This is a genomic window from Streptomyces sp. NPDC045968, assembly GCF_056430475.1.
Genome location: NZ_JBWKLF010000012.1, coordinates 101,245 through 120,783 on the forward strand (window position 1 = coordinate 101,245; position 19,539 = coordinate 120,783).

Annotated in this window: 21 protein-coding genes; 14 read left to right on the top strand and 7 right to left on the bottom strand. The window is 70.1% G+C overall.

The window, feature by feature from the left end:
* Window positions 1-22: 22 nt before the first annotated feature.
* The 4 genes from bioB to AC07FA_RS30090 all read left to right on the top strand — a co-directional run bounded on the left by bioB (window position 23) and on the right by AC07FA_RS30090 (window position 3,957).
* Window positions 23-1,204, top strand: coding sequence for a biotin synthase BioB (gene bioB, locus AC07FA_RS30075; RefSeq protein ID WP_479079573.1), 1,182 nt, complete (start codon window positions 23-25; stop codon window positions 1,202-1,204).
* Window positions 1,197-2,501 (top strand): adenosylmethionine--8-amino-7-oxononanoate transaminase, encoded by a 1,305-nt coding sequence (locus tag AC07FA_RS30080; protein ID WP_479079461.1) that lies wholly within the window; start codon window positions 1,197-1,199, stop codon window positions 2,499-2,501. The genes bioB and AC07FA_RS30080 overlap by 8 nt, the downstream gene beginning before the upstream one ends.
* A 1-nt stretch (window position 2,502) precedes the next feature.
* Window positions 2,503-3,201: a dethiobiotin synthase gene (gene bioD / locus AC07FA_RS30085; protein WP_479079462.1), complete on the top strand. Its 699-nt coding sequence runs from the start codon at window positions 2,503-2,505 to the stop codon at window positions 3,199-3,201.
* 78 nt (window positions 3,202-3,279) lie between these two features.
* A complete protein-coding gene (locus AC07FA_RS30090; protein ID WP_479079574.1) occupies window positions 3,280-3,957 on the top strand; it encodes a class I SAM-dependent methyltransferase in 678 nt (225 codons plus the stop codon).
* Window positions 3,958-3,960: 3 nt separating this feature from the next.
* On the opposite strand, the gene AC07FA_RS30095 is transcribed toward AC07FA_RS30090, so the two are convergent.
* The 3 genes from AC07FA_RS30095 to AC07FA_RS30105 all read right to left on the bottom strand — a co-directional run bounded on the left by AC07FA_RS30095 (window position 3,961) and on the right by AC07FA_RS30105 (window position 5,222).
* The gene (locus AC07FA_RS30095; RefSeq protein WP_479079463.1) at window positions 3,961-4,485 is read right to left on the bottom strand and encodes a hypothetical protein; all 525 of its coding nucleotides are present in this window, start codon (window positions 4,483-4,485) and stop codon (window positions 3,961-3,963) included.
* 141 nt (window positions 4,486-4,626) lie between these two features.
* The gene (locus AC07FA_RS30100) at window positions 4,627-4,998 is read right to left on the bottom strand and encodes a fic family toxin-antitoxin system, toxin component (protein WP_479079464.1); all 372 of its coding nucleotides are present in this window, start codon (window positions 4,996-4,998) and stop codon (window positions 4,627-4,629) included.
* Complete coding sequence (locus AC07FA_RS30105; RefSeq protein WP_383785992.1) at window positions 4,995-5,222, bottom strand: antitoxin; 228 nt, start codon at window positions 5,220-5,222, stop codon at window positions 4,995-4,997. The genes AC07FA_RS30100 and AC07FA_RS30105 overlap by 4 nt, the downstream gene beginning before the upstream one ends.
* Before the next feature lie 214 nt (window positions 5,223-5,436).
* Between AC07FA_RS30105 and AC07FA_RS30110 the strand changes: the two genes are divergently transcribed.
* From AC07FA_RS30110 to AC07FA_RS30125, 4 genes are all read left to right on the top strand, one after another.
* Complete coding sequence (locus tag AC07FA_RS30110) at window positions 5,437-5,871, top strand: GNAT family N-acetyltransferase (protein ID WP_479079465.1); 435 nt, start codon at window positions 5,437-5,439, stop codon at window positions 5,869-5,871.
* Between the two features lie 166 nt (window positions 5,872-6,037).
* A complete protein-coding gene (locus AC07FA_RS30115) occupies window positions 6,038-7,375 on the top strand; it encodes a hemolysin family protein (RefSeq protein WP_479079466.1) in 1,338 nt (445 codons plus the stop codon).
* Window positions 7,372-8,391 (top strand): hemolysin family protein, encoded by a 1,020-nt coding sequence (locus AC07FA_RS30120; protein WP_479079467.1) that lies wholly within the window; start codon window positions 7,372-7,374, stop codon window positions 8,389-8,391. Before AC07FA_RS30115 ends, AC07FA_RS30120 begins: the two co-directional genes overlap by 4 nt.
* A gap of 106 nt (window positions 8,392-8,497) precedes the next feature.
* Complete coding sequence (locus AC07FA_RS30125) at window positions 8,498-9,277, top strand: SGNH/GDSL hydrolase family protein (RefSeq protein ID WP_479079468.1); 780 nt, start codon at window positions 8,498-8,500, stop codon at window positions 9,275-9,277.
* A 130-nt stretch (window positions 9,278-9,407) separates the two neighbouring features.
* Here AC07FA_RS30125 and AC07FA_RS30130 read toward each other — a convergent pair whose 3' ends face one another.
* A complete protein-coding gene (locus tag AC07FA_RS30130) occupies window positions 9,408-10,202 on the bottom strand; it encodes a DUF6585 family protein (RefSeq protein ID WP_479079469.1) in 795 nt (264 codons plus the stop codon).
* 299 nt (window positions 10,203-10,501) lie between these two features.
* Here AC07FA_RS30130 and AC07FA_RS30135 point away from each other — a divergent pair, with 299 nt between their 5' ends.
* The 3 genes from AC07FA_RS30135 (at window position 10,502) to mug (ending at window position 13,733) form a co-directional block, all read left to right on the top strand.
* Window positions 10,502-11,485 (top strand): BtrH N-terminal domain-containing protein, encoded by a 984-nt coding sequence (locus AC07FA_RS30135; protein WP_479079470.1) that lies wholly within the window; start codon window positions 10,502-10,504, stop codon window positions 11,483-11,485.
* A 225-nt stretch (window positions 11,486-11,710) separates the two neighbouring features.
* Window positions 11,711-13,153 carry an adenylosuccinate lyase gene (gene purB / locus AC07FA_RS30140; RefSeq protein ID WP_479079471.1) on the top strand — a complete coding sequence of 481 codons (1,443 nt, stop codon included), beginning with the start codon at window positions 11,711-11,713 and terminating at the stop codon, window positions 13,151-13,153.
* Between the two features lie 19 nt (window positions 13,154-13,172).
* Window positions 13,173-13,733 carry a G/U mismatch-specific DNA glycosylase gene (gene mug, locus AC07FA_RS30145; protein WP_479079472.1) on the top strand — a complete coding sequence of 187 codons (561 nt, stop codon included), beginning with the start codon at window positions 13,173-13,175 and terminating at the stop codon, window positions 13,731-13,733.
* 168 nt (window positions 13,734-13,901) lie between these two features.
* Here mug and AC07FA_RS30150 read toward each other — a convergent pair whose 3' ends face one another.
* From AC07FA_RS30150 to AC07FA_RS30160, 3 genes are all read right to left on the bottom strand, one after another.
* On the bottom strand, window positions 13,902-14,339 hold the full coding sequence (locus AC07FA_RS30150) for a hypothetical protein (protein ID WP_479079473.1): 438 nt from the start codon (window positions 14,337-14,339) through the stop codon (window positions 13,902-13,904).
* A 269-nt stretch (window positions 14,340-14,608) separates the two neighbouring features.
* Window positions 14,609-15,352 carry an ABC transporter permease gene (locus AC07FA_RS30155; RefSeq protein ID WP_479079474.1) on the bottom strand — a complete coding sequence of 248 codons (744 nt, stop codon included), beginning with the start codon at window positions 15,350-15,352 and terminating at the stop codon, window positions 14,609-14,611.
* Window positions 15,349-16,287 carry an ATP-binding cassette domain-containing protein gene (locus AC07FA_RS30160; RefSeq protein WP_479079475.1) on the bottom strand — a complete coding sequence of 313 codons (939 nt, stop codon included), beginning with the start codon at window positions 16,285-16,287 and terminating at the stop codon, window positions 15,349-15,351. The genes AC07FA_RS30155 and AC07FA_RS30160 overlap by 4 nt, the downstream gene beginning before the upstream one ends.
* Before the next feature lie 108 nt (window positions 16,288-16,395).
* Here AC07FA_RS30160 and AC07FA_RS30165 point away from each other — a divergent pair, with 108 nt between their 5' ends.
* The 3 genes from AC07FA_RS30165 (at window position 16,396) to AC07FA_RS30175 (ending at window position 19,481) form a co-directional block, all read left to right on the top strand.
* Entirely contained in the window at window positions 16,396-17,568 is a 1,173-nt protein-coding gene (locus AC07FA_RS30165; RefSeq protein ID WP_479079476.1) for a sensor histidine kinase, read from the top strand.
* A 4-nt stretch (window positions 17,569-17,572) separates the two neighbouring features.
* The gene (locus tag AC07FA_RS30170; protein WP_479079477.1) at window positions 17,573-18,223 is read left to right on the top strand and encodes a response regulator; all 651 of its coding nucleotides are present in this window, start codon (window positions 17,573-17,575) and stop codon (window positions 18,221-18,223) included.
* A 100-nt stretch (window positions 18,224-18,323) separates the two neighbouring features.
* Window positions 18,324-19,481 carry an ROK family transcriptional regulator gene (locus AC07FA_RS30175; protein WP_479079478.1) on the top strand — a complete coding sequence of 386 codons (1,158 nt, stop codon included), beginning with the start codon at window positions 18,324-18,326 and terminating at the stop codon, window positions 19,479-19,481.
* Window positions 19,482-19,539: the final 58 nt, after the last annotated feature.

Consider the following 19,539-nt stretch of genomic DNA (forward strand, 5'->3'; position numbering starts at 1 on the left):
GCCGTACGTCAGGATCATCGCCATGGACCTGCTGAACACGCTGGTGGACAAGGGGTTGCGGCGCGAACTGCCGACCCGCGAAGAAGCGCTCGCCGTGCTGGCGACCTCCGACGACGAACTGCTCGACGTGGTGGCCGCCGCGGGCCGGGTACGCCGCCAGTGGTTCGGGCGGCGCGTGAAACTGAACTATCTGGTCAACCTCAAGTCCGGGCTCTGCCCCGAGGACTGCTCGTACTGCTCGCAGCGGCTCGGGTCGAAGGCGGAGATCCTCAAGTACACCTGGCTGAAGCCGGACGAGGCGTCCAAGGCGGCCGCCGCCGGGGTGGCGGGCGGCGCGAAGCGTGTCTGCCTGGTGGCGAGCGGACGCGGTCCGACGGACCGCGATGTCGACCGGGTGTCGCAGACCATCGAGGCGATCAAGGACCAGAACGAGGGCGTCGAGGTGTGCGCCTGTCTCGGCCTGCTCTCCGACGGACAGGCCGAGCGGCTGCGCTCGGCGGGCGCCGACGCGTACAACCACAATCTCAACACGTCCGAGGGGACGTACGGCGAGATCACCACCACGCACACCTACGCGGACCGGGTGGAGACCGTGCAGCAGGCGCAGGCCGCCGGGCTGTCCGCCTGCTCCGGGCTGATCGCCGGCATGGGTGAGAGCGACGCGGACCTGGTCGATGTCGTGTTCTCGCTGCGCGAGCTGGACCCGGACTCCGTGCCGGTCAACTTCCTCATCCCGTTCGAGGGCACCCCGCTCGCGAAGGAGTGGAACCTCAGCCCGCAGCGCTGTCTGCGCATTCTCGCGATGGTCCGGTTCGTCTGCCCGGATGTCGAGGTGCGGCTCGCGGGCGGGCGCGAGGTCCATCTCCGTTCGATGCAGCCGCTCGCCCTGCACCTGGTCAACTCGATCTTCCTGGGTGACTACCTGACCAGTGAGGGCCAGGCGGGCCAGGCCGATCTGGACATGATCGCGGACGCCGGTTTCGAGGTGGAGGGCGCGGGTACGACGACGCTGCCCCGGCACCGTACGCAGGCCGGCGGTGGCTGCGGCTCGCACGAGGGGGGCTGCGCACCTTGCGGCGAGCCCGTGGACGAGGGGGCCGCGGGCGAGGCTGTCGCAGACGCCGCCGAGGTGTCTGCGGCACGCACGGACCTGGTGGCGGTCCGCCGTCGCGGTGCCGGTACGGATCTCGCACCCAATGCCTGAGCCGCTCTCCCCCGCCGCGTTGCGTGCCCTGGACCGGGCCCATGTATGGCATCCCTACGGCCCGATGCCGGGCCGCCAGGAACCGCTGGTCGTGGAGTCCGCGTCCGGAGTACGGCTCCGGCTCGCCGAAGAGGCCTACGGGCAGCGCGAGTTGGTGGACGGCATGTCGTCCTGGTGGTCCGCGGTGCACGGCTACAACCACCCGGTGCTCAACGAGGCGGCGCGCGGCCAGCTGGACCGGATGAGCCATGTGATGTTCGGCGGGCTCACCCATGAGCCCGCCGTACGGCTGGCGACCCGGCTGGTGGAGATCACCCCGGAGCCGTTGCGGCACGTGTTCCTCGCCGACTCCGGTTCGGTGTCGGTCGAGGTGGCCGTGAAGATGTGCCTGCAGTTCTGGCGCTCGGCCGGACAGCCGGCCAAGCGGCGGCTGCTGACCTGGCGCGGCGGCTACCACGGGGACACCTGGCAGCCGATGTCGGTGTGTGATCCCCAGGGCGGGATGCATGAGCTGTGGTCGGGTGCGCTGCCCCGGCAGGTCTTCGCCGACGCACCGCCGGACGGCTTCGACGCGGAGCCGGACGACGCCTACGTCACGCATCTGCGAGCGCTGATCGCGGACCATGCCCACGAGCTGGCCGCCGTGATCGTGGAGCCGGTGGTGCAGGGCGCGGGCGGCATGAGGTTCCACTCGCCCGCGTATCTGCGGGTGCTGCGCGAGGCGTGCGACGCGCACGACGTGCTGCTGGTGTTCGACGAGATCGCCACGGGTTTCGGACGCACGGGGAAGCTGTTCGCGGCCGGTCATGCCGGTGTCTCGCCGGACGTCATGTGTGTCGGCAAGGCTCTGACCGGCGGTTATCTCACGATGGCGGCGACGCTGTGCACCTCCCGGGTGGCCGAGGGGATCTCCAGCGGCGAGGTGCCCGTACTCGCGCACGGTCCGACGTTCATGGGGAATCCGCTCGCCGCCGCGGTCGCCTGCGCGTCGGTGGATCTCCTGCTGGGCCAGGACTGGGAGAGGGAGGTCGCGCGGGTCGGCGCCGGGCTGCGGGCCGGTCTCGCGGAGGCGGCCGGGCTGCCCGGGGTCCAGGAGGTCCGGGTGCTGGGCGCCATCGGCGTCGTACAGCTGGATCACGAGGTGGACATGGAGGCCGCGACCCGGGCGGCGGTACGGGAAGGGGTCTGGCTGCGGCCGTTCCGCGACCTCATCTACACCATGCCGCCCTATGTGACATGTGATGACGATGTGGCACGAATCTGCCGGGCCGTGTGCGCGGCGGCGCGAGAGGGCTGAGATGACGATTCTGGTAGTGACGGGGACCGGCACCGAGATCGGCAAGACCGTGGTGACGGCGGCCGTCGCCGCGGCGGCGCGCGGCCGCAGGGTCGCCGTGCTCAAGCCCGCACAGACGGGCTTGGCCCCCGGCGAGCCCGGGGACGCGGCGGAAGTGGTGCGGCTCGCGGGCGGTCATGTCACTCCGGTCGAACTGGCCCGTTTCCCGGAGCCGTTGGCCCCCGCGACGGCGGCGCGCAGGGCCGGTCTCCCACCGGTACGTCCGTACGAGGTGGCCGAGGCGGCCGGGAAGCTGGCCGCCGAACACGACCTGGTGCTGATCGAGGGCGCGGGCGGACTGCTCGTACGGTTCGACGACGAGGGCTCCACCCTCGCGGACGCGGCGCGGCTGCTGGGCGCGCCGGTTCTGGTGGTCACGCCCGCGGGGCTCGGCACACTGAATGCCACCGCGCTGACCTCGGAGGCACTGCGGGCCCGGGGCCTGGAGTGTCTCGGGGTGGTGGTGGGCAGTATGCCGGCCGAGCCCGATCTCGCGGCCCGGTGCAATATCGACGACCTTCCGGTCGCTGCGGGCGCTCCACTGCTGGGTGCGGTTCCGGAGGGTGCGGGGTCACTCGCACCACAGGATTTCCGTGCCCGCGCGGCGGGTTGGCTGACCGCGGAGCTCGGCGGGGACCGGATGGCCGTGACGACCGGCTGAGCGGGTCTGTACAGGGGAGAAGCAGGCGCGTCCGGGGGAGAATCGAAGGAGCCGTACGTGTTCCTCGAGGAGGCCGTCATGCACCTGCGCAGCACGAAGATCCCGCGGGACGCGGTGCACCACCCCGTCTTCGCCCGGTTCTACGCCCGGATGAGCGTGACCGCCGACGACCGGGCCGGGGTCGCCGCCTTCCGCGCGGAACTGCTGACCGGCCTGTCGGGCCGGGTGATCGAGATCGGCGCGGGCAACGGCCTGAACTTCGCGCACTACCCGGCGGCCGTGTCCGAGGTGGTGGCGATCGAGCCGGAACGGAGCCTGCGGCAGCTGGCGGCCGGCGCGGCACTGCGGGCGGAGGTCCCGGTGGACGTGGTGCCCGGCACCGCCGAGGCCCTGCCGGTGAAGAGCGAGGCCTTCGACGCGGCCGTGGCCTCCCTCGTCCTGTGCACCGTACGGAATCTGCCGCGCGCCCTGGCCGAGATCAGGCGGGTCCTGCGGCCCGGTGGCGAGCTGCGCTTCTTCGAGCACGGGCTGGCTCCGGGCCGCGGCCTGGCCACGACGCAGCGGATGGTGGACCGTACGGTCTGGCCGCTGCTCTTCGGCGGGTGTCACACGGCACGGGACACGCTTGCCGCCATCGAGGCGGCCGGCTTCGAGTTGGGTACGTACCGCAGGCTGCGGATTCCGGAGAAGGGGATGCAACTCCCCTCCTCCCCGTGCGTCCTGGGTGTGGCACGCCGGCCGTTCTCGGACGACTGAGCGTCAGCCCTCGTCCTGCCCGCCGTTCTCCAGCTGGTCGGCGAAGGCCCGCAGGGCGTCGGCCAGTTCCCGCTTGGTCGGCAACTGGTCGACCTTCGCCTCGAGTTCACCGATGCGCGCGGTCAGTTCGCCGAGGTCGGCCGGGGGCGCCGTGGAGGGAGCGCCGGAGCCGCTCGGGCTGGGGTGGCCCGAGGGGTCCGGGTAGGAGGACGGTTCGCCGCCACCGCTGCTGCCCGAACCGCCGACGGTCCCGCCGGTGTCCGTGCCGCCGTCCGTACTGCCGCCCGCCGTGCCCCCGGTCGCGCCGGGACCCTCGGAGGGCGCGGGGGTCGGCTCGCCGTCCGAACCGCCCGTCACCCCCACCGTCGTACCGACCGAGGTGTCCGTGCCTCCGTCGTCCGGGGCACCGGCGGCGAGGGCCCCGCTCACGCCGAGGATCACGGCGGCCGCCGTGCCCACGAGGGTGACCGTCATCCGTCTGGTCCGTCCGATGCTTCTCAGGCGCGCCATGCGTGTCATGCGTGTCATGTTCGGGACATTAGCCTCGGGCGGGCCCGGAAGGGGGCCTTCCGATGATTGCGCCCAGGAGGGCCCACACGCTCGCGCGCCTGCCCGGCGCCGCTCCGGAGCCGGCCCGGAACCGCTCAGGCGCGGAGATGCCCCGCCCGGTCACCCACTCCACTGGCGCAGCTCGTCGGCGATGGCCCGGACGTCCGCCTTCTCCTCCTTGACCAGTCTGGCCAGGTCGCGCACCTGCTCGGGCGAGGTGATGACCTTCAGTCCGGAGGCGACGAGATAGCCGTAAGCGACGGCCGAGGCGAACATGGCGTTGGAGTGTTCGAGCGCGGGCACGTGGAGCAGGAGTTGCAGCAGCGCGGCGGCCCGGGAATGCGGGTCGCTGTAGACGGGACTGCCGAAGATCTCCGCCTCATGACGGCTGACCGCGGCGACCAGTGCGCCCCAGTCGACGACCTGCGGATCACCGGGCGTCTTGTGTTCGGCGACCATCAGCAGCCAGGAAAGGTCGATCTTCAGGTTCAACGGGCTCGTTCGCCCTCCGCGCCGAACTCCTCCGCGAAGACCGACTCGTACTGCTTCATGAAGTCGGCCGCGGCTTCGACGAAGGTGTGTCCCACTTCCCCCGCGTCCTGCTTCACGAGTTCCTCGATATAGCGGTTCACGCTCATCCCCCTCTGCAGCGCGCGCTGTCGCGCGGCCTCGGCGGTGGCCTCGTCCACTCGTACGTTCAACTGAGTCTTGGGCACCTCATCACGCTAGCGCGCCTCTGCTAGCGCCAGCAAGGGCATCCGTGCCGTGTTCCGTACACGTGTATACGGCCCGACCACGGGAAGCATCTGGTGGCGGACCGGTCACCGGAAACTCGTGTACGCGGCCCGGTCACCGGACGGGCCCGTCCTGCGCCGGGCGCCCGCCCACATGCCGGAATCCGGTCGACCGCGCAGCCCGCCCGGTGATGGGATGGCCGACATGAATGATCTTGCGATACGGGCCGCCGAAGCCACCGACCTGGACGATGTCCTCGCCTTCTGGAAGGTGGCCGCCGAGGGCACCAGCATCAGTGACGACCAGGACGGTATCCGGCGGCTGGTCGCGCGCGATCCCGGCGCTCTGATCCTCGCGGAGGTGGACGGTGCCCTCGCCGGTACCGTCATCGCCGGCTTCGACGGCTGGCGGTGCCATCTGTACCGGCTCGCGGTCCATCCCGGACAGCGCCGTCGTGGCATCGGCGCCGCACTGCTGGCAGCGGCGGAGGAGCGGTTCGCCGAACTGGGCGGGCGGCGCGGCGACGCCATGGTCCTCGACCACAACGACCTGGCGCAGCATGCCTGGCGCGCCGCCGGGTACGCGCCGGAGCCGCAGTGGAGCCGCTGGGTGAAGCACCTCACCGGCTGAGACCATGGGCAAGGGCCGCCCTCGGCCCCTTACGATGTCCTGTCATCCGACCGACCCCCACCGAAAGGTGTGAGCGTCCGCCCATGGGCGAGCCTCCCAGTAGCCGATATCGCCTCCATCGCGCGATCCCCCTGCCCCTGCCCGATCATGGGACGGAGGTGAACCGATGACCGAAGTGCTTCTGCTCCTCGTGGCAGTGCTGCTCTCGCTTGCGTGCGGCGCCTTCGTCGCCGCGGAGTTCTCCCTGACCACGGTCGAGCGCGGCGAGCTGGAACGGGCCGTCGACCGAGGAGACCGGGGGGCGGCGAGCGCGCTCAAGGCCGTACGCAGCCTCACCTTCCAGCTGTCCGGCGCGCAGCTCGGCATCACCGTCACCAATCTGGTGGTCGGCATGCTCGCCGAACCCTCCATCGCCAAACTGATCCGCGGGCCCCTCGAAGCACTGGGCGCCTCCCCGGGTGTGGCGTCGTCGGTGGCGCTGGTGCTCGGCACCGCCCTGTCCACCGTGGTCCTGATGGTGGTCGGTGAACTCGTCCCGAAGAACTGGGCGATCTCCTCACCGCTGGCGGTGGCCAGAAGGGTGGCCACGCCGCAGCGGGTGTTCACCGCTGTCTTCCGTCCCTTCATCAGCCACCTCAACAACACGGCCAACCGCATCGTGCGCCGATTCGGCCTCGAACCGGCCGAGGAGCTCGCCTCCGCCCGCAGCCCCCAGGAGCTGGTGGCTCTGGCACGGCACTCCGCGAAGGAGGGCGCGCTGGAGGCGGACACCGCCGAGCTCTTCGTCCGCACCCTCAACCTCGCGGAGCTGACCGCCGAGAACGTGATGACCCCGCGCGTCCAGGTGACCGCACTGGAGGTGCAGGCCACCGCCGAGGACGTCGCGAACGCCACGCGCGCGACCGGGCTCTCCCGCTTCCCCGTCTACCGGGGCAACCTGGACTCGGTCGTCGGAGTCGCCCACATCAAGGACGTGCTGGCGATCCCCGCCGACGAACGGCCCCGCAAACGGGTCTCGGACATGCTGCGCGAGCCGTTGCTCGTACCGGAGACGCTCACCGTGGACCGGCTGCTCGACCGGCTGTCCGGCAAGCTGGCCATGGCCGTCGTCATCGACGAGTACGGCGGCACGGCGGGCGTCGTGACGCTGGAGGACATCGTCGAGGAGGTCGTCGGCGAGGTACGCGACGAGCACGACCCCCACGAGACACCCGACCTCGCCCCGGCCGGCGAGGACGCCGACGGACGCACCCTCTGGTCCGCGGACGGCGCGGCCCGCACCGATCAGCTCAAGACCATCGGGCTGCGCGTGCCGGAAGGACCGTACGAGACCCTCGCCGGCCTGATCGCCGCCGAGATGGGACGCATCCCGGTGGTGGGCGACACCGTCGACCTGACCGGCTGGCGCATCGATGTGGTGGACGCCTCCGGGCGCCGCGCCGCGCGGGCGCTCCTGCACGCGCCGCTTGCCGGCTCCCACGAGCTGACGGAGAACGAACGATGACCGCCGTCCAGCTCTTCATCGGCCTGCTGACCCTCGTCGTCAACGCCTTCTTCGTCGGCGCGGAGTTCGCGATGATCTCCGTACGCCGCAGCCAGATCGAGCCCGAGGCCGAATCGGGCAACCGGCGCGCACACAGTGTCATCTGGGGCCTCGAACACGTGTCGGCGCTGCTCGCGGCGGCGCAGCTGGGCATCACGCTGTGCACGCTGGTGCTGGGTATCGTCGCCGAACCCGCCATCGCGCATCTGCTGGAGCCAATCTTCGACCTGGTCGGTGTGCCGCACGGATTGGTGCATCCGCTGTCGTTCGTGATCGCCCTGGCCGTGGCGACGTACTTGCACATGCTCCTGGGCGAGATGGTGCCCAAGAACATCGCGCTCGCCGAACCGGCCCGCAGCGCGCTGCTGCTGGGCCCCCCGCTGGTGGCCCTGGCCAGGGGGCTGCGTCCGGTGATCTTCACGGTCAACGCCTTCGCGAACGTGCTGCTCAAGCTGTTGCGGGTGGAGACGAGGGACGAGGTCTCCGCGACCTTCTCCGACGACGAGCTGGCCCGGCTGGTGAAGGACGCCGGCGACGCAGGCCTGGTCGACGACCGTTCGGCGGAGAGGCTTCGGCACGCGCTGGAGCTGGGGCGCCGACCGGTCCGCGACGTGGTCCTGCCGGTGGACCGGGTGGTGTCGACCCTGGTCGGGACGACACCCGAGGAACTGGAACGTCTCTCCTCGGAGACCGGTTTCTCGCGCTTCCCCGTCATGGACAGCGAGGCACGGATCCTGGGGTATCTCCACGTCAAGGACGCGCTGGACGCGACGCCGCGCAATGTGCCGTTCCCGGTGACGGCGATGCGCCCGATCGCACGGGTACGAGCCTCGACGCCGCTCGACGACGTACTCACCGCGCTGCGGCGCAGTCGTACGCACCTGGCGGCGGTCGTCGACGAGGGTGACCGGCTGGCCGGGCTCGTCACGATGGAGGACGTACTGCGCGAGCTGGTGGGACGGCCCCAGACGCGCTGAGGGCGACCCGCTCCCGGCTCCCCGGCCGGGGAAGCCGGGAGCGGAAGCGCCGGAGTCCGCGCAGCCCGGGATGCGACGGATTCCAGCGCGGTACGATCGCAGGGCCATGGAAATGAATGCCTCCTACACCAGTCTCGTCGCGGTCGGCGACTCCTTCACCGAGGGCATGTCGGACCTGCTCCCCGACGGCTCGTACCGGGGCTGGGCCGATGTCCTGGCCGGCCGTCTCGCGGCCCGCGCCCCCGGATTCCGGTACGCCAACCTCGCCGTGCGCGGGAAGCTCATCGGCCAGATCGTCGACGAGCAGGTCGATGTCGCGGCGGCGATGCGGGCGGACGTCGTCACCCTCGTGGGCGGGCTCAACGACACGCTGCGGCCGAAGTGCGACATGGGCATGGTGCGGGCACGGCTGGAAGAGGCCGTGGAACGTCTCGCGCCGTCGTGCCGACAGCTGGTGCTGATGCGCAGCCCGGGGCGCAACGGTCCGGTGATGCAACGCTTCCGGCCGCGGATGGAGGAGCTGTTCTCCCTGATCGACGACCTGGCCGCCCGGCACGGTGCGCTGGTGGTCGATCTGTACGGCGCGGCGTCCCTGGGTGACCCTCGGATGTGGGACGTCGACAGGCTGCACCTCACGGCGGAGGGTCACCGCAGGGTGGCCGAGGCCGTCTGGCAGACGCTGGGGCTGCCCGAGGAGCACGACTGGCGTACGGAGATGCCGTCGACGGTTCCGCCGCACTGGGCGGTACGGCGGGTCGACGACGTCCGGTTCGCCCGGCAGCATCTGGCGCCGTGGATCGGCCGTCGGCTGGCCGGCCGCTCCTCCGGCGACGGCCGCCCGCCGAAACGTGCCGAGCTGCTCCCGTACGAGCCGCCGCTCAGCTGACCCGCGCAGGGGCCGTGCGGCACACGCACGGGGCCCGCGTCCGCCCCCGGCGCCGGCCTGCACAGACCGCGCAGCCGAAGTGAGGCGTGGTCCGCCGCTAAGGCTGCCACGGCGTGGGCGACCAGGGGCATCATCCTGCGCTGGTGTGAAACTGCCTGGCCAGGGCGTACAGGATCGGCAGGTTCGGGATCGTTCCGACGGGCACGTGGAAGGGCGAAGCTCGTCCGCTGTACGCGGTGAAATAGATGTGCCCGTTTCCCACGCGCACATCCCGAATCTGGGACCAGGGAACAGTCCTTCCCTTGAAGTCCACTCCCCCCAGGTGCAAGGTGACCGGGCCGAAGTCGAGCGGCTGTCCGGCAAGAGCTTCCTGGACGGCACCCGGCAGTTGAGCGTTGGTCACGGCCTGCTGCAGGGCACTGCCCCATTCCTCCGGTCGGGAGAAGTTCGCTCCCCGTACCGAGGTCGTGATCCCGAGGGGCCGGGTGGCCGGCGGAATTCCATCCCCGATGGTCACGGCCGTCCCGTCGGGACTGACCAGCATGCAGGCGTGGGTAACCTGCGAGATGCCATTCTTACGATGATCGACCACATTCCTCACGACCCTGGTCGAGGCCCACGGAAAGGTGAAGACCTGTCCTCGGAAGGTGGTGATGGCGCAGCCGTGCTCGAACAAGTCGAGCCGGGCGTTCACCAGACGGCGGGACGCCCGGATCTTGATCGCCAGGGCCAGCCCGCAGACACCCACCACCAAGACGAGGAACAGAACGCCTACGTAACCTCCGGTGACGGCACCCATGACCAGGAACGGTGAGAACAGCAGGAGCGCCATGCCAGTGACCCAGGTTCCGGCCCACTTCTCCGGTTGCGTCGGGTAGTGCTTCAGGTGGGCGCCGAGCTCCCGATCCACGGGTCGTTGCGTCATGCCGCTGACCTCTCCGGGGGAAGCACGTCGCAATCCCTCTCTATCTCGTACGGTCCCCTTGCCCGCGGGCCCGGCGGAATGCGTCCTGCGCGCCGAGCCGGGGTGACAGTGTCGTGACCCGGCACCATCGCGAACCCTCTCCCAGGACACTGCAAAACAGATGAATTCCCGCTGAATCCGAGGACGCGCCGGCAGTGGGGATACGAGGGGAGCCTGTCCGGCGGACTGTGGCTGGGAGGCGGTGGTCCGGCACGCCCATCTGCGTCGTTGTCGTCCGGTGAGGGAGGAGAATGAGCGGCATGACCATGGTGAAAGACATCGATATCCACGGTATGCAGCACTGCGAGACGACGGCGCTGGGCGTGTTGCTGCGGCACGAGGGAATCGACTTGTCCGAGCCCATGCTGTTCGGGCTTGGCTCGGGGCTGTCCTTCATCTACTGGGACAGCAAAGGCATGGGCTTTCCCTTCCTGGGAGGCCGGGTCAAGCCGTTCGAGCTCACCAGGAACCTGGCCACCGTACTCGGGCTCGAGCTGCTGGTCGGGGAGACCACCTCCCCGCGCAAGGCATGGCAGAACGTGGCGGCACCCATCGACGCCGGTCGCCCGGTCGGCCTTCAACTCGACAGCTACCACCTGGACTACTTCAGCACCAAGGTGCACTTCGGCGGACACGTCGTGGCCATGTACGGCTACGACGAACTGAACGCCTACCTGGTCGACGCCGACCCGCAGGGCGGAGCCGTCTCGACCAGCCTCACCAGTCTGGCAAGGGCCAGGGCCGAGCGCGGCCCCATGACCGCCAGGCACCGCTCCTTCACCCTCACAGCGCCCACCGGCCTCACATCACCGCAGGACCGGATCATCCCCGCGATCAAGACCTGCGCCGACGCCTTCCTGAATCCGCCCATCGCGAACCTGGGCCACCGGGGCATCGAGAAGACCGCCAAGCTCGTGCCGAAGTGGCTGCAGCGCAGTGACAGTCCGCAGGAGGACCTGCCGCGGGCCGCCGTCCTCATGGAGAGGGCAGGCACCGGCGGCGCCCTGTTCCGCAATCTCTACCGGGACTTCCTCGCCGAGAGTGCCCAGCTGATCGAAAGCAGCCACCTGCGCACTGGCCACAGCCTGTACACCGAGGCCGCCACTCTCTGGACACAGGTGGCGGCACTCATCGCGGCAGCAGGCGAATCGGGCGACGCGAAGGACCTCAGGCCGGCCGGCTCGCTCCTCCACGAGCTCGCGCGCATCGAACGCGATGCGATGCGCGCACTCAGCATGCTCTAGACGCTCTTTGCCGGGTCCACGTGAATTCCACCTCCCCGTACTCCGGGCATGCACGGAGTACGAGGGTTCTGTCCAAGGACTCCGGAGGTACCGGAATCACCGCCGGGGCCGGACCGCGTCTCGCGCGCCGCGCGAGAGGCTGTGGCCCAGGAGTCTCTGACCTGGACCTTATGGACTCATTGGGCGCTCACGAACCGCTGAAAACGACAGGTAAGCTCTGGACACGTGACTGCTGTGTCTGCGAAGCCTCGCATCCCCAATGTCCTGGCCGGCCGCTACGCCTCCACGGAGCTGGCTGTCCTCTGGTCCCCCGAGCAGAAGGTGAAGCTGGAGCGTCAGCTGTGGCTGGCGGTGCTGCGCGCTCAGAAGGACCTCGGGATCGAGGTGCCTGACGCCGCCCTCACCGACTACGAACGCGTACTCGACCAGGTCGACCTGGCCTCGATCGCCGAGCGCGAGAAGATCACCCGGCACGACGTGAAGGCCCGGATCGAGGAGTTCAACGCTCTCGCCGGCCATGAGCAGGTCCACAAGGGCATGACGTCCCGCGACCTCACGGAGAACGTCGAGCAGCTCCAGATCCGGCTGTCGCTGGAACTGATGCGCGACCGCACGGTGGCGGTCCTTGCCCGGCTCGGCAAGCTGGCGGGCGAATACCGCGAGCTGGTCATCGCCGGCCGGTCCCACAACGTCGCCGCCCAGGCGACGACCCTCGGCAAGCGTTTCGCGACCGCCGCGGACGAGATGCTGGTGGCGTACGGACGGCTGGAGGACCTCCTCGGCCGCTACCCGCTGCGCGGCATCAAGGGCCCCGTCGGCACCGCGCAGGACATGCTCGACCTGCTCGGCGGAGACGCCGCGAAGCTCGCCGACCTGGAACACCGCATCGCCGGACACCTCGGCTTCGCCCAGGCATTCACCTCCGTCGGCCAGGTCTACCCCCGCTCGCTCGACTACGACGTCGTGACCGCGCTGGTTCAGCTGGCGGCGGCGCCTTCGTCCGTCGCGAAGACCGTCCGGCTGATGGCCGGCCACGAGCTGGTGACCGAGGGCTTCAAGCCCGGTCAGGTCGGCTCCTCCGCCATGCCTCACAAGATGAACACCCGCTCCTGCGAGCGTGTCAACGGTCTGATGGTGATCCTGCGCGGCTACGCCTCGATGACGGGCGAGCTGGCGGGCGACCAGTGGAACGAGGGCGACGTGTCCTGCTCGGTGGTCCGCCGCGTGGCTCTGCCCGATGCCTTCTTCGCGTTCGACGGCCTCCTTGAGACGTTCCTGACGGTGCTGGACGAGTTCGGGGCGTTCCCCGCGGTCGTAGCGCGTGAGCTGGACCGTTACCTGCCGTTCCTCGCCACCACCAAGGTCCTCATGGGCGCCGTACGCGCCGGAGTCGGCCGGGAGGTCGCGCACGAGGCGATCAAGGAGCACGCGGTCGCCTCGGCGCTGGCCATGCGCGAGCAGGGCGCGGAGCGCAACGAGCTGCTGGACAAGCTGGCCGCCGACGAGCGCATCCCACTGGACCGCGCGCAGCTGGACGCACTGATGGCCGACAAGCTGTCCTTCACGGGCGCGGCGGGCGACCAGGTCGCTGCCGTGGTTTCCCGGATCGAGGACATCACCAAGCAGCACCCCGAAGCCGCGGGTTACACCCCCGGCTCCATCCTCTGACGGCCGCGACCGACACCGGATGACACCCGAAGAACTCCTGGCCGCCCGCGACCGCATCGTCCCCGATGTGGCCGTGGGCGGTCTGCGTGTGCTCTTCTGCGGGATCAACCCCAGCCTCATGACCGCCGCCACCGGCTTCCACTTCGCCCATCCGGGCAACCGATTCTGGCCGGTGCTCCATCTGTCGGGCTTCACTCCCCGACAGCTGAAACCCTCGGAGCAGAGCGAGCTGCCGGACTACGGCCTCGGCATCACCAACGTGGTGGCGAGAGCCACGGCGCGTGCGGACGAACTCAGCACCGCCGAATTCCGCGAGGGTGGTCAGCTCCTGACGGCGAAGGTGGCGCGCCTGGAACCGCAGTGGCTCGCCGTCGTGGGGGTCACCGCATACCGCACGGCCTTCGGCGAGCGCCGGGCACAGATCGGCCCGCAGGAGCGGAGGATCGGCGGGGCGCGTGTCTGGGCCCTTCCCAACCCCAGCGGCCTGAACGCCCACTGGACCGTCCGGACGATGGCCGACGAGTACGCCCGCCTCCGCGTCGCCGCGGCCATCGACGGCCCGGACCCCGGCGACATCTGAGCCCGCCCGCGCAACGCAAGGCCATCCTGGTCCGCGCCACGCAAGGCCACCCTGGTCCGCGCAACGCAAGGCCGCCCTGGTTCGCGCCACGCAAGGCCACCCTGGCCCGCACCTCGACGCCGCCGGCCACTCTGCGGTCATCGGCGAGTCACGGCGGCTCACGCCAGGTCACGGCGGGTCGACCACCGTCACCAGCACACTCAACTCGCACCCCGGCCCGCCCTCCTCCAGGTGAAGCCCTATCGCGATCCAGCGTTCCTCGATCCGCCAGAGCTGGAGATACTCGCAGCCCGCCACCGGATCGACCCACGGCTCAGGTATCTCCTCCCCGGCCATCATCCGTTCCTGCGCACTCCACAGGCTGACGATCTCCGGCTCGCCCCAGCGGAGGGTGAGCAGCGTGAGCAAGGCGTCGTGCTCGGCGAGGCACTGTGCCCGATGCTCCAGGCCCCCTGTCTCGTCGCTCAGCCCATGCTCGTCGTCGGCGTACAGGAACGCCGTGTGGTATCCGGGCCCGCTGACTCCCGAGCCCGCCGGGGTGCGCTCCGTGGGAAAGTCCCGGGCGCGCATCCCGTCGATGAGGCGAAGGTGATGTGCGGTCGTCATGCCGTCAGTAAACCGTCCACCACTGACAAGTGACGTCCTGCACCGCATGATGGACGGCTTCGCCGGTGCGGCCTGCGCCCGGCACCACCGGACCTGATCAGCCGTGACTACGACGAGGGTGGGACAAACCGGGAGCAGGGAAGCCGGGATGTTCCCCGGCAGGGGCGGCCCCCGACCGGCACGTTTCCGGTCGACAGGGCGCGAGCCGGGGGCCGGAGCACGGGTCACAGGGCACGGGGCGCGGGGCGCGTATTAAGCGACATGCGCCCTCACGCGTCCCTCTTCCGCACCGCCCACCAACCCGCCAGCAGCGCCGCTCCCGCCCATGCCGCTGTCACGGCCAGCCCCGTCCATGGTCCGAGGCTGCCCTCCGGACTCTGGTGCAGCACCAACTGCCCGGCCCGGTCCGGCAGATATTGGGCCACTCCTCCCGCGATGTCACCGACCACGAAGGAGACGATGAGGATGAAGGGGATCAGGAGACTCAGTACCGCGACCGCGCTGCGCAGCAGTGCCGCAAGTCCTGCGGCGAACAAAGCCATCAACCCCAGATAGATGCCACCACCGAAGGCCGCACGCAGCGCGCCCGGCTCCCCCAGACCGATCGCGTACTCCCCCATGAACAGTTGACCCACCAGGAACGAGGTGAAGCTGGTCACCAGACCCACGGCGAGCGCGAGTCCGCCGACAACCGACATCTTGGCCAGGTAGAAGAGACCTCTGCGGGGCACGGCCGCGAGCGATATCCGCAGCGCACCGTTCAGATACTCGGAGGAGAGTGCCGTCGCACCGAAGCTGATGGCCGCGATCTGCCCGAAGTTGAGTGCGTAGAACGCGCCGAAGACCAGCTCGGCGCCCTCGTTGTCCGCCTCCGCCTGCCCGACGGTGGCAAAGGTGAGGATGGTGATGGCCAGCGTGGCGAGGAAGACGGCTATCAGTGAGCCCGCGACCGACCGGACTGACCTGATCTTGATCCACTCTGAGCGGAGAACTGCGGTCGTCGACATGGTCACGCCTCCTGGCGAGTGGTCGGGGACGCACCGGCGGACGCGAATTCGGTCTCTGCCGCCGTGAGGTCGAGGTATGCCTGTTCCAAGGTGGGCTGTTCGTCGAGCAGTTCGAGAATGGGGATTCCCTCAACGGCGGCTATGGCGCCGATTTCCTCCGCCCTGGCACCTTCGACGGTCCATCGGCCGTCATCGTCCTGCACCGGGTGATGTCCCTTCTTTCGCAGGACGTCACGGAGTCGCGCGGACTCCGTGGTGCGCAGCCGCACGCGGGGCTTGCTGCGGGAGTCGAGGAATTCCTGCATCGGCAGGTCGGCCAGGAGCCGGCCCCTGCCGAGAACCACCAGGTGGTCGGCGAAGGACGACGTCTCGTTCATCAGATGACTGGAGACCAGGACCGTCCGGCCTTCGCGTGCGAGCCGCTTCATCAGCTCACGTATCCACACGATGCCTTCCGGGTCCAGTCCGTTGGACGGCTCGTCCAGCAGCACCACCTCCGGGTCCCCGAGCAGGGCGGCGGCTATACCGAGGCGCTGCCGCATACCGAGGGAGAAGGTCTTGATGCGCTTTCCCCCGACCTGGCTGAGCCCGGCTTCCTCAAGAACCTCGTCGACCCTCGCGTCGGGGATGCCGTTGCTCGCGCTGAGGGCCAGCAGATGATGCCGCGCGGTACGCGAGCCGTGGGCCGCCTGGGCGTCGAGCAGCGCGCCGACTTTTCGCAACGGTCTGTCAAGCGTCGCGTACGCCTGTCCGCCGATGGTGGCCGTGCCGCTGGTGGGCCGGTCCAGGCCGAGGACGAGGCGCATGGTGGTGGACTTGCCCGCGCCGTTGGGGCCGAGGAAGCCCGTGACCCGGCCTGGCCGCACACTGAACGTGAGGCGGTCCACGGCACGGGTCGCGCCGTATTCCTTGGTGAGCTCATGGACGTCGATGCTGGTCATGTCCTCAGCCTGGCCGCCGTCCCCCTCCCCCTGCCTCCCCCTCCCGTGTAGATCATCTCCCTCGCTCGGGGGAGCCGCCGCGGCAGGCGCGCTGGCACGATGGCTCGCATGTACCGCTTCCTCGCTCCGCTGGCCAGGCAGGCCACGTACAGCCGCTGGCTGCATCTCCTCAGTCCGGCCGCCGTAGCCAGCGTGTGGCTGTTCGTTTCCCCCGACAAGCCGTGGGTGCTCCTGGTCATGGCGGTGCCGGTCGGGCTCGTTCCCGCGATGCGCCTGGCCGAGGGGATACAGGGGCAGTTGCTGCTGACACCGTGGGAGCGCGGCCACCCGGACGCCGCGATCTCGGCGGCGCCCGCGGCGACATGGGCGGACCGGTGGCGGACCGTGCTCTGGCTGGAGGTGCGCCTCCTGCTCGCGGCAGCGGCCATGTTCGCGACGGTCTGGCTGCCCGCTACTTCCGTGGATCTCGCCCTCACCGCCTTCGGGAAAGGCCCCAGTGACGAATGGCTGATACAGGGAGTCGAATCCCACTGGTGGTATGTCCTCCTGACCCCCGTGCCGATCCTCGTCCTTCTCGGCCTCGTCACGGTGGGCGGCAACGTGGCCACGGCAGCTGCGCGGTGGCTGCTCGGACCGACCACCACGGAGAAGATGACCGCCCTGGAGGAGCGCACGGAGCAACTGCTGGAACGCAATCGGATCGCCCGCGAACTCCACGACTCGATCGGGCACGCGCTGACGGTGGCCGTCGTACAGGCCGGCGCCGCACGCGCGGCGAACGATCCCGCGTTCACGGAGCGGGCGCTCGCCGCGATCGAGGAGACGGGCCGGGAGGCGCTGGACGACCTGGAGCGGGTGCTGCGGGTGCTGCGTGAGTCCGGCACCCCTGTAGGTAGGCGGCCCACGCTCGTCGAAGCCGACCGGCTCCTGGATTCCGCGCGTGGCTCCGGCGCGAAGGTCGAGGCCAACGTGTCCGGCGCGTTGGACCTGCTCCCCGCTTCGGTGTCCCGCGAGGGTTATCGCATTCTTCAGGAGTCGCTCACCAACGCACTGCGTCACGCGGGTTCCGTGCCCGTCCGGGTGCGGATCAGCGTGGTGGACGGATGGCTCGAGCTCGAAGTGGCGAATCCGCTCACGGGTTCGACGAGCATGTCCGGCGGTGGCAGCGGGCTGCGGGGCATACGGGAGCGGGCCGCCCTGCTGGGAGGAAAAGCCAAGACGGGCCCCTACGACGGCGAATGGAGAGTGCACGCGAGCCTTCCGCTGGAGCGCATACGCTGAGCGGATGCCGGTTACCGTTCTTCTGGTCGACGACGAACCTCTCGTACGCGCGGGACTGCGTGCGGTCCTTGAGGCACAGCCCGATATCGAGGTGGTGGGCGAGGCGGGCGACGGCGCCGCGGTGATTCCGCTGGTGCGTCAGCTGAGGCCCGATGTCGTCGCGATGGATGTGCGTATGCCTCTGATGGACGGCATCGAGGCGACCAGGGTGGTGCTGCGGACGGTGCCGGAGCCGCCGAAGATCCTTGTGGTGACCACGTTCGAGAACGACGAGTACGTCTACGAAGCGCTGCGGGCGGGGGCGGACGGTTTTCTGCTGAAGCGGGCCCGGCCGGCCGAGATCGTCAACGCGGTGCGGCTGGTCGCGGAGGGGGAGTCGCTGCTGTTCCCTGCCGCGGTCCGGCAGCTCGCCGCCGAGTACGGCACGAGCAAGGCCCGGGCGGCCATGGAGCTGGCGTCGCTCACCGAGCGCGAGGAAGAGGTGCTCCGGTTGATGGCCAGAGGCCTGTCCAATGCGGAGATCGCCGCCAAGCTCGTGGTCGGTGTCGAAACCGTGAAGTCGCATGTCAGTGCCGTCCTGGCCAAGTTGGGGGCCAGGGACCGCACCCAGGCGGTGATCGCCGCGTACGAGTCCGGCTTCGTCGCTCCCCGCTGACGCAGGTCACCTCTCGATACCGGCTGCGTCCAGTGGTCGCTGGGTCCCCGACCAGCGAGTACGATCCGGCAGACATGCGCGCGAGCTGGGAGGACACACTGTGGGCCGGCTGACCGGAGGGGACCCGTCTCTGTTGAGGCGGATCAATTCCGCGGTGGTGCTGCACGCTCTGAGGGGCGCGGGTTCTCCGACTCTGACGGACCTGACCCGGATCACGGGGCTCTCCCGCCCCACGGTCGAAGGTGTCGTCGAGGGCCTCTTCGAGGCCGGGCTGGTCGTCGAGGCACAGGCCGACGAGGGTGAGGCGCGGCGGCAGGGAAGGCCGGCCAGACGGTTCCGCTTCCGGGCAGAGGCCGGGCATCTGCTGGGCGTCGAGATCGGGCCCCACCGGGTCTCCGCGCTGTTGTCGGGGCTGGACGGCCGGATCATCGGGGCCGGCTCTCGCGCGGTGTCCGAGACCGCGGGTGCTGACGAACGGCTGGACCAGGTCAGGACCGTGATCGCGGATCTGCTGCGGCGTTCCGGGGTGGCTCGCAGCAGTCTGCGGGCGGTCGGCGTGGGCAGCCCGGGCATTGTGGAGGCCGATGGGACCGTCCGGCTGGGCACCGCACTGCCGGAATGGACCGGGCTCGCCCTCGGGGAGCGGCTTCGGCGGTCGTTCCGGTGCCCGGTGCTCGTGGAGAACGATGCCAATGCCGCGGCGGTGGCCGAGCATTGGAAAGGCGCCGCGACGGAGTCGGACGACATCGTCTTCGTCCTGGCCGGACTGAGCCCGGGGGCCGGTTCGCTGATCGGGGGGCGGCTGCACCGCGGGTTCGGCGGCGCGGCCGGAGAGATCGGCGCGCTGCATCTGCTGGGGCGGGGTGTGACGCCGGAGCGGTTGCTCTCGACGACCGACACGCCGCTCGACCCTCTGGACGAGCATGCGGTGGCCGCGGTCTTCGCGGAGGCCCGGCGGGGTGACGCCGGTGCGCAGGCGGCCGTCGAGCGGTTCATTCAGCGGCTGGTCCACGATGTCGCGGCTCTGGTGCTCGCGCTCGATCCGGAGCTCGTGGTCATCGGCGGCTGGGCCGCGGGGCTGGACGGGGTCCTCGATCCGCTCCGGGGGGAGCTGGCGCGCTACTGCCTGCGCCCGCCCCGGGTCACGCTCTCCCTGCTGGGCGAGGCGGCCGTCGCGACAGGCGCGCTGCGGCTGGCACTGGACCATGTCGAGGAGCAGCTTTTCGCGGTGGAGGGCACGGTAACGGCCCGTCGCTGACTGCGACGGGCCGCACGGTGTACGTGAACATGAGCGAGCGGCTCGGAAGCGGCGTCGC